Here is a 14,485-nt window from a genome sequence, read left to right on the forward strand (position 1 = left end):
GGACGTCAGTGTCCGGGTACGTACCCACGCTGCTTGTCGACCACGTTCCGCAACGGCTCGCCGGACGCCCAGAGTTCGTACAGCTCCACGAACTGGGCGCCGAGCTCGTCGCGCCAGCCGACGGTGTCGCCGCTCATGTGCGGGGAGACGATCAGGCCCGGGGCCCGCCACAACGGGCTTTCGGCGGGGAGAGGTTCGGTCTCGAAGACGTCCAGGGCGGCGCCCGCGATCCAGCGCTTGTCCAGGGCCTCGGCGAGCGCGTCCTCGACGACGAGCGGACCGCGGCCGACGTTGACGAACCGCGCGGACGGCTGCATCACGCCGAAACGGCGGGCGTCGAACATGCCGCGCGTCCGCTCCGTCAGGGGCGCCGCCGCGATCACCCAGTCGGCGCGGGACAGCAGCCGGTCCAGGTCCTCCGGGCCGTGCACGCCCGCCCGCGCGGCGCGGCCGACCAGCGCGGTCGTGACGCCCAGCGCCTTCAGCGTGCCGGCGATCGCCCGGCCGATCGGACCGGACCCGACCACCACCGCCCGGCTGCCGGCGACCTTGCGCGACTCGCGGTGCCGCCAGGTCCGCTCCCGCTGGAGCTCCAGGGTGCGCGGCAGGTCCTTGGCCATGGCCAGGACGAGCGCGGCGACGTACTCGGCGATCGGCTGGTCGAAGATGCCGCGGGCGTTGGTCACGACCGTGTCGGAGGCGGCGAGTTCCGGACTCATCAGATGGTCCACTCCCGCACTGGCGGTGTGCACCCAGCGCGGGCGCGGTCCCTCGCCCGGCCAGGCGTCCCGGACGGCGCGCGAGGTGAAGTCCCACACCAGGAGTACATCCGCACGCGGGAGGCGCTCCGCGAGCCCCGCCGCGTCGGTGTGTTCGATGCGGGCGCGGCCGGTGAGGCGGCCGAGGCGGGGGAGGGGGTCGGCGTCCAGGACGAGCAGGATGGGGGTGGGCATGAGCAGCCGTTTCTCCAGCCGTTCGGCGGGCCGGGGCCGTGCGGGGGCCGCGGGTGACGACGAGTTAACCCGGTGTTGACCAAGGGGTGATCCGGGCGGATTGACCACGCTCGCACCCGAACCTACCGTCGTCAACACGGGCGTTCCCACGATCCGTTGCGTACTCGTTGCCCAGCGTGAGGCCGGTGCCTGCCATGGACGTCTCATTTCTCGGCGGGCCCAGCCCGCAGCGTGGGGTCGGCGTCGTCGCCCCCTTCGACTTCGCCCTGGACCGCGAGCTGTGGCGCTGGGCCCCGGACGGCGTCTCCCTGCACATGACCCGCACGCCGTACGTCCCGGTCGAGGTCAGCCTCGATCTCGCCCGCCTGGTCAGTGAGCACGAGACGCTGAGCGAGGCGGTCCGCACGCTCACGGCGATCACCCCCGAGGTGGTGGCCTACGCCTGCACGTCGGGCAGCTTCGTCGGCGGGACGATGGGCGAGCGGGCGATGTGCGAGGCGATGAGCCGGGCCGGGGCCGTCCCCGCGATCACCACGTCCGGGGCGCTGCTGGAGGCCCTGGTGGAGCTGGACGTACGCCGGGTGGCGCTGGTGACGCCGTACACGGTCTCCGTCACCCGGTCCCTGGAGGACTACGTCGCCCAGGCGGGTGTGACGATCTCCGGCTGCGCGTTCATGGGCCTGACCCGGCACATCTGGAAGGTCCCCTACCGGGAGGTGGTGGACATGGCCCGGCAGGCCGTCCGCGGCGACGCCGACGCGCTGTTCATCAGCTGCACCAACCTGCCCACCTACGACGTCATCCCCCAGCTGGAGGCGGAGCTGCGGATCCCGGTGATCTCGGCCAACCAAGTGACGATGTGGGCGGCGCTGCGCCGACTGGGTACCCGTGCGGTGGGACCGTATCAAGCGCTGATCAATCCGGCGGCGCGGTCCGGTCCCGTACCGCCGGGGGCGGACCCCGGTCCCGTAGTGCCGGAAGAAGAGCAGCAGCAGGAAGGCTGGACATGACAGCACTGGGATTCCTCTACCCGGGCCACTCCGCCGAGGACGACTATCCGCGCATCGAGCAGTTGCTGGGCAGCGACATCCGGGTGGACCTGGTGCACACCGACATCGGTGAGGACGCGCACCGGGTGGACGCGCTGCTGGAGATGGGCTCCGCCGGACGGCTGGAGACGGGCGTGCAGGAACTGCGGCACGCCGGTGCGGAGGCGGTCGTCTGGGCGTGCACCAGCGGCAGCTTCGTGTACGGCTGGGACGGTGCGCAGGAGCAGGTGCGCACCCTGGCCCTGACGGCCGGGATGCCCGCCTCCTCCACCTCCTTCGCGTTCGTGCACGCGGTGCGGGAGCTGGGGGTGCGGCGGGTCGCGATCGGCGCGACGTACCCGGAGGACGTGGCGCAGCTCTTCGCCCGGTTCCTGCGCTCCGACGGCGTCGACGTGGTGTCGGTCAGCAGCTCGGGCATCATCACGGCGGCCGAGGTCGGCACGTGGGGCGAGCCGGAACTCCTCGCCCTGGCCCGCGGCTCCGACCACCCCGACGCGGAGGCGCTCCTGCTGCCCGACACGGCCCTGCACACGGCGGCCCACATCCCGGCCCTGGAGAAGGAACTGGGCAAGCCGGTCCTCACCGCCAACCAGGTCACGGTTTGGGAGGCCCTCCGCCTGGCGGACCGCCGGGTCAACGCACCGGAACTGGGCACGCTGTTCACCCGGGAGCCGATCATCCAGGCGTGAGCCGGCGCCGGCGGGGGGGGGGGCTTGCGCCCGTGGGCCGGGCGTTCAGGTCCTCCCGCGGCGCCACCGCAGCACCCACAGGGCTGCCCAGGCGACCAGGGCGAGGGTGAAGGCCGCGCCGGCTGTCAGCCGGGCCGCTTTCCACGTCGTTCCGTCCGGGTCCCACACGGCCTCGACGAGATTCAGGCTCACGGCGACGGTGAACGTCGCCCCGAGGCATCTCGCCGCACGCCTCGTCATTCCGTCCAAAGGGTCCTCCCGGCAGCCGGTGTACGGGCGCGGTGCCCTCGAACGGGCCTCCCATGCGGGCCGGAATCGGTCCTGCCGCTTATTCGGGGCAAAGACGGAGGTAACCACCCCTCTGGCCCGTCGAGAGCTGAGGAATGCTCAACTCCGGTGCCTCACACGGCCCTTGGGTTGACCGAAAGCGCGTTCCCCTCTCGCTGTCCCCTCCGTGCACACTGGCCACGTCCGCAGCCAGTCGCGCCGTGAAGGACTCCCCGATGGCCGAACCGGGACCGTTCAGATCCCCCGCAAGCGCTGTCCGGCTCTGTGCGCGTCTGCTGTGCTGGAGCCTGGCCGCGGCCATGGCCGGTGCCGCCGTGGACGCCTTCGGCGAACCACGCGCCGGCTGGTGGGGCGCCGTGTGGCCCCTGCCCTGGTGGATCTTCGGTGCGGCCGCCCTCGCCTGGGCCGTCCTCCGGGCCCGCGAGAAGGCGGACCCCCCGCCCCCGCCCGGCTGCGCGCGCGGCGACTGGGAGCAGGCCGCCTGACCGCCCGCCCCCCCGGGTGCCATGGCCGGGAATAAACGGAGACAGTCCCCTGTTAGCCAGAACGACAGCACACGGCCCACAGCAGGAGGCACCCCACCGTGGCGGCAGACGAGATACGCGGCGCAGCGCAGGGCAGCGCCCCCGTCCCCCTCTCCGTACTGGACCTGGTCACCGTGGGGGCCGGCCGCACCGCCTCCGACGCGCTGCGCACCAGCGTCGACCTGGCCCGTCTCGCGGAGGGCCGCGGCTTCCACCGCTACTGGGTCGCCGAGCACCACTCCATGCCCGGTGTCGCCTCGTCGTCCCCGGCCGTGATCCTGGCCCACCTCGCCGCCCACACCGACCGCATCCGCCTCGGCTCGGGCGGCGTGATGCTGCCCAACCACGCCCCGCTGGTGATCGCCGAGCAGTTCGGGACGCTGGAGGCCATGGCCCCGGGCCGGGTCGACCTCGGCCTCGGCCGGGCGCCCGGCACCGACGGCGCCACCGCCGCCGCCCTGCGCCGCACCGACCGGCTGAACGAGGGCGCGGACGACTTCCCGCAGCAGCTCGCCGAGCTGATCCGGTTCCTCGACGACGACTTCCCCGACGGTCACCCCTACCGCCGCATCCACGCCGTGCCCGGCCCGGTCCAGGCCACGTCCCCCGGCGGCGTCCAGTCCCCGCACCGCCCGCCGGTCTGGCTGCTCGGCTCCTCCGGCTTCAGCGCCCGCCTGGCCGGGGCGCTCGGCCTGCCGTTCGCCTTCGCCCATCACTTCTCGGCGCAGAACACCATCCCGGCCCTGGACCTGTACCGCGAGTCCTTCCGGCCGTCCGCCGTGCTCGACGCCCCGTACGCCCTCATCGGCGTCTCCGCCCTCGCCGCCGACGACGAGAAGGAGGCCCGCCGTCAGGTGCTGGCCGCGGCCCTCGGCATGGTCCGGCTGCGCACCGGCCGCCCCGGCCTCGTGCCCACCCCGGAGGAGGCCGAGGCGTATGAGTTCAGCCCCATGGAGCGCGACTTCGTCGACTCCTGGAACGCCAACGTCATCCACGGCACCCCCGACGAGGTCCGCTCCGGCCTGGACGACCTCGCCAAGCGCACCGGCGCCGACGAGCTGATGATCACGGCCAACGCGCACGGCGGCGACGTGAGGCTTCGCAGCTACGAACTCATCGCCGACGCCTACGGATTGGCGACGCCCGCCTCCGCCTGAACGTCCGGCGTGCCGAGCAGCTCGGAGATGCGGTCCGGCGACACCGGGCGGGAGTAGAGCCAGCCCTGCCCGGTGTCGCAGCCGATGCTCCGGAGCCGGGTCGCCTGGGCCGAGGTCTCCACGCACTCGGCCGTGACCGTCAGCCCGAGCCGGTGCGCGAGCTGGATCATCGCCTCGACCACGACCTGGTCGGCCGGGTTCGCCCGGGCCGCCGCGTCCCGGTCGTCGTACTGGAAGCCGCGGACGAAGGAACCGTCCAGCTTCAGCGCCGACACCGGCAGCCTGCTCAGATACGCCAGGTTCGAGTAGCCCGTGCCGAAGTCGTCGATGGCGATGCGCACGCCCATGTCGCTGAGGGCCTTCAGCGTCTGCAGCGGACGGCCCGCCGAGCCCATCACCGCGGACTCGGTCAGCTCCAGCTGGAGCAGATGCGGTGCGAGCCCGGTCTCGGCCAGGGTCTGCGCGACGTCCGCCACCAGGTCGGAGTCCCAGATCTGGCGCACGGCCACGTTCACGCTGACGAAGATCGGCGGCTCGTCCGGGTGGTCCAGCTGCCAGCGGCGGGCCTGTTCGCAGGCCGTGCGCAGCACCCACCGGCCCAGCGGGACGATCGAGCCGTCCTCCTCCGCGAGTCCGATGAACCGATTCGGCGTCAGTACGCCGAACTGGGGATGGTTCCAGCGGACCAGCGCCTCCACCCCGTGCAGCCGGTCGTCCTCCATGCCGACCAGCGGCTGGTACTCCAGCCGGAACTCGTCCCGGTCGATGGCGGGCCGCAGCGTGGAGGCGAGGGCCTGGCGGGTCATGCGGTGGGCGTTGCGCTCCGGATCGAACAGGGTCCAGCGGGCCTTGCCGTCGGCCTTGGCCCAGTAGAGCGTCGTGTCGGCGGCCTGCATCAGGGCGGTGGGGGTCGTGCCGGCCGCGTGCCGCTCGACGACGCCGATCGACGCCGACACCGACAGCCGCCGGCCCGAGAGGTCGAACGGCTCCTGGACGGCCCGCAGCACCGCTTCGGCCAGTTCGGCCAGCTGCTCGGTGCCGGTGGAGTCCTCGACGAGGAGCGCGAACTCGTCCCCGCCCAGCCGGGCCACGAGCGGAACGCTGGTGCGGGACCGGCCCGCCTCGTCCGCGCAGCGCGTGAGCCGCTCGGCGACGGCGGCCAGCAGCCGGTCGCCCACCCGGTGGCCGAGGGTGTCGTTGATGGCCTTGAAGCCGTCCAGGTCCAGATAGCACAGCCCGATCCGGCCCGTGCCGCTCCGCTCGTACGACTCCGCCTCCAGCGCGGCGGACAGCCGTTCGAAGAACAGCGTGCGGTTGGGCAGCCGGGTCACCGGGTCGTGCATCTGCAAGTGCCGGAGGCGGGCCTGCAGTTCACGGCGGGCGCTGATGTCGGCGACGGACAGCAGCACGGCCCGGTCGTCGCCGGGCAGCGGCGCGACGGTCACCTGCGCCCACAGCGAGTGCCCGTCGGGGTGCTTGAGCCGGCGGGTGCAGCGCAGCCGGGACTGCCGGCCGCGCAGCACCTCGCGGTAGACGTGCAGGTCGCGGGCGTCGGAGGTGAGGTTCACCAGGTCGGCGGCGACGGCCCCGGCCAGTTCGTCCGGAGCGCTGCCGAGCAGCGCGGCGAGCGCGTCGTTGGCGCCGACGACCAGGCCGTCGCGGTCGACCACGGCCATGGCGAGGGGGGCGGCCGCGAAGACGGCACGGTAGGGCGGCCGTGACAGGGGCTCGGTACGGGGAGACGTATCGATCTCACTCTCTGTGACGACCGGCCGGTCGAGGTCTGCCGCGGGCGCCGGCCCTTCGGAGGTTCCGCTCACCGCTCGCTCCCGCATGTATTCGATCTCTGTCCGTGCAGGAAAGGTCAGGAAAGTGTGCCGATCATAGAGGCTGGCCCCAGGGCCTTCCAGCCGGTGTCCAGTCTCCCCGACCAGTCGGCCCTTCTGCCAGATCGTTTCTGCTCGCACCTGGACGGCTTCTTCAAGCCCTCGACCAGTTGTGACGTTCCGTGAGTGCTTCGGGGGTGTCGGCTTCCGGGTTCTTTCGGCCCCTTCACCCAAGTGGTGCAGGCAAACAGGGCGCAGTACGACAATTCCCCACAGGCTGGGTGCGGTGTCCCGCGAACCGTACCCGGAGGTACCCGTGCCGCGTCCGTTTCCGCGCGCCCGACTGCGCAGCACCGCGGCCGTGTTCACCACCATGTCGGCCCTCGCCGCGACCTCGCTCGGCACCGGTCCCTCGGCCGCCGAGACCGACTCGGCCGCGCCCTGCGCCCTGACGCGCACCGACGCCCACCACTCGGAGGGCCTGGACACCTGGAACGCCGCCTATCCCCGGCCGGCCCGGGCCCTGGACGCCGTCATGGTCTTCCTGTCGTTCCCGGACGCCCATCCGCTGACCACGCCGCAGGAGCTGACCGCCGACCACTTCCCGGCGACCACGCGCTTCTTCGAACGGGCCTCCTATGGCCGGTTCACCCTGCGGCCGCACGCGCTCGGGCACTGGATCCGGATGCCGCAGCCGTCCACGGCGTACGCCATACAGCGCGACTGGAGCCCCGAGCACCGGTCCGCGTACCTGCGGGACGCGCTCGCCGTGGCCGACCCCCGGGTCGACTTCTCGCGCTACGACGTCGTGTACTTCGTCGCCGACCCGGACGCGCCCGGCGTGGACTCCGACGCGACCAAGGTGGTGAACCTGACGAGTCCGCTGCGGGCCGACGGCACCGATCTGCGCCGGATCGTCACGGTGTTCGAGCAGCACCCGCCGGACCGGCTGGTCCTCGCCCATGAGACCGGCCATGTGTTCGATCTGCCCGATCTGTACCACCGGCCCGCCGACGGCAAGGGCGACTGGGACACGCATGTCGGCGACTGGGACCTGATGGGCAGCCAGTTCGGACTCGCCCCGGATCTGTTCGGCTGGCACAAGTGGAAGCTGGGCTGGCTGGACTCGCGGCAGGTGCGCTGCGTCCAGGACGCCGCGCCCGCACGGCTGACCCTGGAGCCGCTGGCGGCGGGACCGGGCGTGCCGGTGGAGGGCGCCGCCGGGTCGCCGTCCTTCGGGCTCGGGCGGGGGACCAAGCTCGCCGTCGTGCGCACCGGGCGGGACAGCGTGCTCGCCTTCGAGGCACGGGGGCCCGCGGGCAACGACGCGGCCGCCTGCCGGCAGGGGGTGCTGGTGTACCGGGTGCGCGGCGGGGCGCAGTCCGGGGGCGGGCCGATCCAGGTGATCGACGCCCATCCGCGCACGGAGGCCTGCTGGGAGGACTCGGTCTACCCGCCCCTGGCGGACGCCCCGATCGCCCTCGGCGAGAGCTTCACGGTGCCGGGCGAGGGCGTACGGGTGGAGGTGGAGGGCCGGACGGCCGCGGGGGCGTGGACCGTGAAGATCGGCGTCGGTCACTGACGCCGCACCGACGCCGTCCCGCCGCATGCGAAAGGCCCCCTCGCTCTCGCGAGAGGGCCTTTCACTGTCGTGCGCCGCCAGGGACTCGAACCCCGGACCCGCTGATTAAGAGTCAGCTGCTCTAACCAACTGAGCTAGCGGCGCCTGCTGACGTCGTAGACCTTAGCACCCTGGTCGGCGGGAGGAAAAATCGAAATCCGCACGGCGGACCTGGCCGCCCGTACCGCCGCCCAGAGCAGGACCTCGGGGCCGGGGAGCCAGGGCTGACGGGTGTCGGGCGCGACGAGCCAGCGGGACCGGGAGACGCTCCCCGCCGGGGCCGGGACGGTCACCGCGTCGCCGGTGCCGTGGCACAGCAGCGGGGGCACGGCGTCCGTGCGGCAGCCCTGCCGGGCGCCCCGGGCGTGGGCGCCCCACTCCTCCCACTCCAGCAGTGCGGGCAGCCGCTGGGCCGTGCCGGGCGCGGCGAACAGCAGCATCCGGCCCCGGTACTCCGCCACCGGACCCGAGCCGGGCCCGTCGTCCCACAGCCGGTCCAGCATCCGCCGCCCGAACATCACGGGCGCGCTGACCACGTCGAAGACCGAACCGCAGGGCAGTACGACCGGCGCGTCCGGCCGCTCCTCCCAGAGGGCGAGCGTGCTTCGCGGATACGTTCCTGCCGAGGCGAGCCAGGCGGCTCCGTCCGAGGTGACACGGGAGGCGTTCCATGCGCTGCTCATGCCTCCAGGTGTACCGGGCGTGAGCACGCGGTTCCCGAGGGTTGCGGAAAACCGGGACAGGAGCGGGTGGGCGGGGGTATCTTGCCCGCCTGGCATATGCCGGGTGATCGGGCGGCGTCCGTCCTAGACCGGGTCGCCGGGGCCCCGGCCCTCGGCGTCGCCCCGCATCAGGTCCCGGCCGAACTCGACCATCTTCTTGGCGTAGTCCTCGGTCCACTCGGCCCGCTCGGCGATGTCCGCCGTCGTCAGCCGGTCGAACCGGCGCGGATCGGCCAGCTGCGCCGCCGCCATCGCCTGGAACTCCACCGCCCGGTCCGCCGCCGCCCGGAAGGCCAGGGTCAGCTCCGTGGCCCGGGACAGCAGCGCCCGGGGGTCGTCGATCGACTCGAGGTCGAAGAAGTGCTCGGGGTCCGAGGCCGCCTCCGCGGGCTCGAAGAGCAGGGGCGCGGGGCGTAGCCGCGGTTCGTTCCGACGCGGCGTGGGCTCCGCCATGTCTTCTCCTCCTCGTACGTCGCGCTGACCCTCCCGGTGGAGCGGGCCACCGTCCATTGTCGCGCGGGCGCGCAAGTGGGCATCGGCGTGGTGGATACGGACGCCCCACCACCCCGCGTTCGCTACGGCTGCCAGGACACGCGATGTTCGGCCAGATGCGCCAGGACCGCGTGGTTGGCCTCCCAGCCGTCGGGAAACTTCACCACCGTCCCCAGCTGCACCGGCTCCGTCGACGGATAGTCGTCCAGCAGGTCGGTCACCCCTGCCCGGCACACCACGACGCAGGCGTGCCGGTGGCGGGAGGCCAGGACGCACAGCCGGCCCGTCTCCAGGTGGAAGGCGGTGGCGTCGGGGCGGCCGGACAGCGGGTGCAGCACCACCGTGACGTCGTACTCACGGCCCTGGAGCCGGTTGGCCGTGTCCACGACCACGTCGGTCACGCCGAGTTCCGCCAGGGCCGCGCGGATCGCGGCCGCCTGGTCCCGGTGTGCCGTGCCCACGGCGATCCGGTCGGCCGTCAGCGGCGAGGGGTCCGGGAGCTCCGAGGTCGCCGCGCCGCCGCGGTCCAGCAGGCGGCGCACCACCGTCGCCACCGCCCGCACCGCCTCCGGGTCCGTGCGCGGGGTGTGCCGGGCGGGCAGCTCCAGCAGGCCCCAGCCCGACGCCGCCGCCTCGTCGATCACCCGGTCGGGGCCCGAGCCGTCCGACGGCACCGCGAAGGACAGGGCGCGGTCGCCGGGGCCGGTGCCGCTGCGGAACGGCGTGTACGGGTAGAAGGCGTCCGAGACCAGGGGCGCCGCCGAGGCCGGCAGCCGCCAGGACACCGGCAGGCGGTGCTGGGGCAGGTCCGGGTTGTGCGCGAGCAGGGTCGACACCGCCGAGGCCGACGGGTCGTAGGCCAGGCCCGCCCACTGCTCGCTGCCCACGATCGCGAACGGGTCCAGCTGCCCCGGGTCGCCCACGAACAGCGCCCGCTCGAACAGCCCGGCCACCGCGAGCAGGGCGTCCGAGCGCATCTGGTAGGCCTCGTCGACGATCGCGTACCGCCAGGGCTCGTCGGTCCTCACGTGCGCCCACTTCGCCGCCGTGGAGATCACCACCGGCAGCCCGGCGAGGTCGGGCGCCTTCGCCGACGTGCGGACGTTGTCCAGGGCGTCGAGCGCCTTGTCGTACGGGTCGGCGTCACTGCTGTGCAGCCGCCCCACGGGCAGCTCGGGATTCTTCGCGGCGAGCCGCAGGACGAGGTCGTCGACCTGGGCGTTGGTCTGCGCGACCACCATCAGGGGGTGACCGGCCTCGGCCAGCTCCAGCGCCGCGCGCACCACCAGGGTCGACTTGCCCGCGCCGGGCGGGGAGTCCACGACGACTCCGCGCGCGGTGCCGTGCAGCGTGTCGTGCAGGATCGCCTCGGTCGCCCGGGCCGCGGCCGTCGAGGGGTCGAACACCGTGGTCACAGCACATCCTCCTCGGTCACCGGGTCGGCGGCCTCCAGGGTCGCCTCGCCGGGCGGCCCGCCGTGTGTCCACGGTGTCTCCTCCGGGTCGGGCAGCTTCGCGCCGCCCCGCTGCTCGTGCTCGAAGAGCGTGAAGCAGACCCGGTCGCCCTTCTCCGGCACCGACCCCGGCTCGGGCTCCTTGCCGCGGCCCATCTTGTCGAGGATCCGCAGCACCACGTACGCGCCGTCCTCCTCGGCCGCGACGAACTCCGCCGACTGCGGCTTGCCGCCCAGCGACCGGTACACCTTCGTGCGCTGACCGAGATGCGGCCGGTCGTCCGTGCGGACCGTGACCAGGGGGCGGGGGCTGGGGCGCTTGCCGTCGCTGTACGCCATCACGACGTCGGTGACCTCGCCCGCGAACGCCTCCCCGGACAGCCGCCGGCCCGCCATCACCAGCGGGTCGTCGAGGGCCTCCTGCGCCTCCAGCCGGGCCTGCTCGCGCTCGCGGGTGGCGAGCTTGTTCGCGGCGGTGACGGCGTCGTCGCGGCGTGGTTGCGGCGGCTCACCCGCCAGCACGCGGTCGCGGTGGCCGGTGAACGACCAGCGGTCGCGGGTCCACCGCTCCTCGACGTGCGCCCCCGGGGGCAGCGCGCGCAGCAGGTCCAGGCCCCGCCAGACCGCGTCCCAGGTGGGCCGGGTGCGGCTGAGCACCAGGTCGCGGATCTCCCGCTCGGCGGCGGTCACCGCGCCCAGCCGCTCGTCGGCCTCCAGACCGTCCTCGGCGGCGGCCAGGGCCGTGCGGGCCCGGTCGTAGCGCTCGATGGCCGGGGCGAGGAGCTTGTTGTCGAAGGCGGGGTCGGTGGCCGGGCCGGCCGGGGGACACGTCAGCTGCCCCTGCGCGTCCCGCTCCAGCTCGGCCCTGAGTGCCGCTTCCGCGCCGGTGACGCCGTCGGGCGGGTCGATCCAGGCGAGCAGCGCCCCCAGGTGCTGGTCCTCCAGGGTGGACTGCCCGGTCGCCCAGTGCCGGCCGAGCACGTCGGTCATCGCCAGCAGCAGCGAGGAGCCGGGCACCCGGGCCCGCTCCCCGAAGTGCGTCAGCCACCGCCCGAGCAGCGGCACCCGTGGCGGCGCCGGGTAGGGCGCCTCCGGGTCCTGCTCGGCCGTACGCCGGAAGCGCGTGGACCGCCCGAGCAGCCGCACCAGGTCGATGCCCGCCCGGCTCGGCACCACCAGCTGGGGCGCGTCCGCGCACAGGTCGACCTCGACCTTGACCCGCTTGCCGGTCTCCGGGTCGGTCTCGGTGCGCTCGGCGGCCTCCACCACGTCCGCATAGCCGTCGACGTACGGCAGGACCACGTCGGCCAGGTCGGCCAGGAACGCGAACCTCAGGTCCCGGTCGCGGGGCTGCGGGACGACCAGCAGACGCGGCGCGTCCCGGTCGGTGCCGACCAGCGCGCCGAGCGGGGCACCGGCCTCACCGGCGGTGATGAGCGGCACGAACACCAGCGGACGGTCGGACAGGTGGCGGTGCCGGACGGTGGCGGCGGGCTGGGCGCGGCCGGTGCTGACGGCTTCCAGGCGGGCCAGGGTGGAGATCAGCGACACGCCGCCTCCAGGGCCTCGGCGCGCAGGGTGGCCGCGCGGCGCAGGGCCGCCACCGCCGGGTCGGAGGGATCGCCGGCCTCGCCGCGGGCCGCCGCCAGGACGTCCTCCACGGTCGTCAGACCGCCCAGCTCCGCCCGCACCGCACGGCCGAGCGAGGTCACCGCGCCCGTCTCACGGGAGCGCGACCGGCAGTGGAAGGCCAGCTCGCACGCGGACAGGCACTCGGGCGCGTACGTCGCCGGCACCGACTCCACGGCCGCCGTCAACTCCTCGGCCGGCAGCTCGGGCGAGAAGCACGTGCCCTCGGGCAGTGCGTCGGCGATGTCCTCGATGCGGGTGAGCCGGGCCAGCTGGCGGGCCGTCACCGCGCGCTGCTTGCGCACGTCCACGGCGGAGGCGGCCGGGTGGTTGGAGAAGTCCCGGGGGCAGACCAGCAGGATCCGGTGACGCACGCGCGGGGCCGGATCCAGCCGGGCCGCGACCTCCTCCAGCGCCAGCACGTACACCGCCGCCTGCCGGGCCGCCGCCCCGACCTTCGCCGGGTCCGCCGAACCGTCCAGCAGCGGGAAGGACTTGATCTCCACGACCGTCCAGCTGCCGTCCGGGTGGACCACCACCGCGTCCGGCTCCAGGAACGCGGGGGAGCCCGCGACGTCCAGCGCGAGCATCGGGTGGTCGAGGAGCGTCCACGCGCCGGGGTGCGCGGCGGCCTCCCGCAGCTCCAGCGCGGTACGGGCCGTACGCCCCTGGGGGCCGGTCGCGGTCAGGTCGGGCACCCGCGCCTCGGCGGGCGGCTCGGCCAAGCGGTCCAGCTTCTCGTGCACCAGCCGCAGCAGCTCCGCACCGCCGTCGGCCTTCACCTTCGCCTCGAAGGCGTTGCCCCGGGTGAGCGCGAACTGCGACTGCCCGAAGGCCGACGGCGCGCCCAGCGCGCTCGCCAGGGCTGTCTTGTTCACCCCGGCGCCGTCGAGGATCGCGCGCCGCGCGCAGCCGGGGTTGGCGGCCAGCGCGGCCAGGGCGCGCGCGTCCAGTGCCTTGGCGGGGACGTCCGGGCCGCGCAGCTCAGCGAGCCGCTGCCGGAGCGCCGTCCCCCGCGTCCTGGGGGGAGGCACTCGGCTCGGCTCCCGCTCCGAACCGGGACTCGCGCTGCCGTGGAATTCGCTCACCCGCGGAAGTCTGGCATCCGGCACTGACAATCGAGGAACCCGCGGCGGAAGTGTCCGCCGGGACCGGTGCGACGCGCGGCACGAACCGTGCCTTGACCCGGTCGGCCGTCCGCATCACCAGCGGCGCCAGCAGCAGCCCGGCGCCCATGACGGCCGCGCCCGCGACCGCGTCGAGGAAGTAGTGGTTGGCGGTGCCCATCACCACGATCGTGGTGATCAGGGGGTAGGCGACACCGGCCGCCTTCGCCAGGCGCGTCCCGCCGTAGCGCCACAGGATCACGCCGCACCACAAGGCCCAGCCCACGTGCAGGCTCGGCATCGCCGCGTACTGGTTGGTCATGCCGCCCATGCCGCGCGGGGCGCTCGCCGCGCCTCCCCACCAGCCGTAGGAGCTGTACTGCGCCATCGTGTCCACGAAACCGTGGCTCGCGTCGAGGAGCCGGGGCGGGCACGTCGGCAGCAGCGTGAAGCCGATCAGGCCGATGAGGGTGGACGTCATCAGCCAGGTGCGCGCGGCGCGGTAGCGCACGGCCCGGGAGCGGAAGAGCCACACCAGGAGGGCCGGGGTCACCACGTAGTGCAGCGACGCGTACCAGAAGTCGGCGGGTATGCCTATCCAGGGCTCGCGCGTGAAGAGGCGGTTGAGGGGGTGCTCGAAGTTCAGGTACAGCGCCTTCTCGAAGCGCAGCAGCGCCAGACCGTGGTCGACCGCCGTGGAGACGTCGCCCCGGGCGAGGAGCCGGCCCGCCGAGTAGCACGCGTACACCAGAAGGATCAGCGGCAGCTCGGTCCACCAGCGCAACCGCGGGGCGGGGTCCGCCTCGGTGCCCGGTGTCTCGGTGTGCGGCATCCGATGCCCTCCCCCTTCTTCTCACGCGGCGCCCGGCCGTCCGGTCGTGCCACTTTACGGCGTACGGGCTCGCCCTGGGGGCGCCCTCCGGCCCTCAAAGACGCAGAGATCGCCCCCCGGGTTGCCCGCGGAGGGGGTGCGCGA

14 protein-coding genes and 1 tRNA gene are annotated in these 14,485 nt (G+C 73.8%); 5 read left to right on the top strand and 10 right to left on the bottom strand.

Going from position 1 to position 14,485, the window contains the following annotated elements:
- Nucleotides 1–5: 5 nt before the first annotated feature.
- The gene (locus ACIGAQ_RS10160; RefSeq protein WP_399781068.1) at nt 6–953 is read right to left on the bottom strand and encodes a D-2-hydroxyacid dehydrogenase; all 948 of its coding nucleotides are present in this window, start codon (nt 951–953) and stop codon (nt 6–8) included.
- A gap of 194 nt (nt 954–1,147) precedes the next feature.
- On the opposite strand from ACIGAQ_RS10160, the gene ACIGAQ_RS10165 reads away from it, so the two are divergent.
- Nucleotides 1,148–1,963, top strand: a complete 816-nt coding sequence (locus ACIGAQ_RS10165; RefSeq protein ID WP_311688099.1) for an aspartate/glutamate racemase family protein — start codon at nt 1,148–1,150, stop codon at nt 1,961–1,963.
- Nucleotides 1,960–2,691, top strand: a complete 732-nt coding sequence (locus tag ACIGAQ_RS10170; RefSeq protein WP_399781072.1) for a decarboxylase — start codon at nt 1,960–1,962, stop codon at nt 2,689–2,691. The genes ACIGAQ_RS10165 and ACIGAQ_RS10170 overlap by 4 nt, the downstream gene beginning before the upstream one ends.
- Nucleotides 2,692–2,736: 45 nt before the next feature.
- On the opposite strand, the gene ACIGAQ_RS10175 is transcribed toward ACIGAQ_RS10170, so the two are convergent.
- Nucleotides 2,737–2,883, bottom strand: coding sequence for a hypothetical protein (locus ACIGAQ_RS10175; protein ID WP_311688102.1), 147 nt, complete (start codon nt 2,881–2,883; stop codon nt 2,737–2,739).
- Between the two features lie 311 nt (nt 2,884–3,194).
- Here ACIGAQ_RS10175 and ACIGAQ_RS10180 point away from each other — a divergent pair, with 311 nt between their 5' ends.
- Both ACIGAQ_RS10180 and ACIGAQ_RS10185 read left to right on the top strand, forming a co-directional pair.
- Nucleotides 3,195–3,464 (top strand): hypothetical protein, encoded by a 270-nt coding sequence (locus ACIGAQ_RS10180; RefSeq protein WP_399781075.1) that lies wholly within the window; start codon nt 3,195–3,197, stop codon nt 3,462–3,464.
- A gap of 98 nt (nt 3,465–3,562) precedes the next feature.
- On the top strand, nt 3,563–4,660 hold the full coding sequence (locus tag ACIGAQ_RS10185; RefSeq protein WP_399781078.1) for an LLM class flavin-dependent oxidoreductase: 1,098 nt from the start codon (nt 3,563–3,565) through the stop codon (nt 4,658–4,660).
- Here the strand turns inward: ACIGAQ_RS10185 and ACIGAQ_RS10190 are convergent.
- Nucleotides 4,630–6,495 carry an EAL domain-containing protein gene (locus ACIGAQ_RS10190; RefSeq protein WP_311688105.1) on the bottom strand — a complete coding sequence of 622 codons (1,866 nt, stop codon included), beginning with the start codon at nt 6,493–6,495 and terminating at the stop codon, nt 4,630–4,632. The two genes, ACIGAQ_RS10185 and ACIGAQ_RS10190, sit on opposite strands and share 31 nt — an antisense overlap.
- A 277-nt stretch (nt 6,496–6,772) precedes the next feature.
- Here ACIGAQ_RS10190 and ACIGAQ_RS10195 point away from each other — a divergent pair, with 277 nt between their 5' ends.
- Nucleotides 6,773–8,068 carry a M6 family metalloprotease domain-containing protein gene (locus ACIGAQ_RS10195; RefSeq protein ID WP_399781082.1) on the top strand — a complete coding sequence of 432 codons (1,296 nt, stop codon included), beginning with the start codon at nt 6,773–6,775 and terminating at the stop codon, nt 8,066–8,068.
- Between the two features lie 70 nt (nt 8,069–8,138).
- Here ACIGAQ_RS10195 and ACIGAQ_RS10200 read toward each other — a convergent pair.
- The 7 genes from ACIGAQ_RS10200 to ACIGAQ_RS10230 form a co-directional block, all read right to left on the bottom strand.
- Nucleotides 8,139–8,212 (bottom strand) — tRNA-Lys (locus ACIGAQ_RS10200).
- Nucleotides 8,203–8,790, bottom strand: coding sequence for a bifunctional DNA primase/polymerase (locus tag ACIGAQ_RS10205; RefSeq protein WP_399781086.1), 588 nt, complete (start codon nt 8,788–8,790; stop codon nt 8,203–8,205). Before ACIGAQ_RS10205 ends, ACIGAQ_RS10200 begins: the two co-directional genes overlap by 10 nt.
- Nucleotides 8,791–8,913: 123 nt before the next feature.
- Nucleotides 8,914–9,282, bottom strand: a complete 369-nt coding sequence (locus ACIGAQ_RS10210) for a hypothetical protein (protein ID WP_344538056.1) — start codon at nt 9,280–9,282, stop codon at nt 8,914–8,916.
- A 122-nt stretch (nt 9,283–9,404) separates the two neighbouring features.
- Nucleotides 9,405–10,736: an AAA domain-containing protein gene (locus ACIGAQ_RS10215; RefSeq protein ID WP_399781090.1), complete on the bottom strand. Its 1,332-nt coding sequence runs from the start codon at nt 10,734–10,736 to the stop codon at nt 9,405–9,407.
- Nucleotides 10,733–12,325: a hypothetical protein gene (locus tag ACIGAQ_RS10220; protein ID WP_399781092.1), complete on the bottom strand. Its 1,593-nt coding sequence runs from the start codon at nt 12,323–12,325 to the stop codon at nt 10,733–10,735. Before ACIGAQ_RS10220 ends, ACIGAQ_RS10215 begins: the two co-directional genes overlap by 4 nt.
- On the bottom strand, nt 12,316–13,437 hold the full coding sequence (locus ACIGAQ_RS10225; protein WP_399781095.1) for a hypothetical protein: 1,122 nt from the start codon (nt 13,435–13,437) through the stop codon (nt 12,316–12,318). Before ACIGAQ_RS10225 ends, ACIGAQ_RS10220 begins: the two co-directional genes overlap by 10 nt.
- Complete coding sequence (locus tag ACIGAQ_RS10230) at nt 13,388–14,341, bottom strand: phosphatase PAP2 family protein (RefSeq protein ID WP_311688112.1); 954 nt, start codon at nt 14,339–14,341, stop codon at nt 13,388–13,390. The genes ACIGAQ_RS10225 and ACIGAQ_RS10230 overlap by 50 nt, the downstream gene beginning before the upstream one ends.
- Nucleotides 14,342–14,485 lie beyond the last annotated feature (144 nt).

Source organism: Streptomyces sp. NPDC085932, from assembly GCF_044540525.1.
GTDB classification, from domain to species: Bacteria; Actinomycetota; Actinomycetes; order Streptomycetales; family Streptomycetaceae; genus Streptomyces; species Streptomyces levis.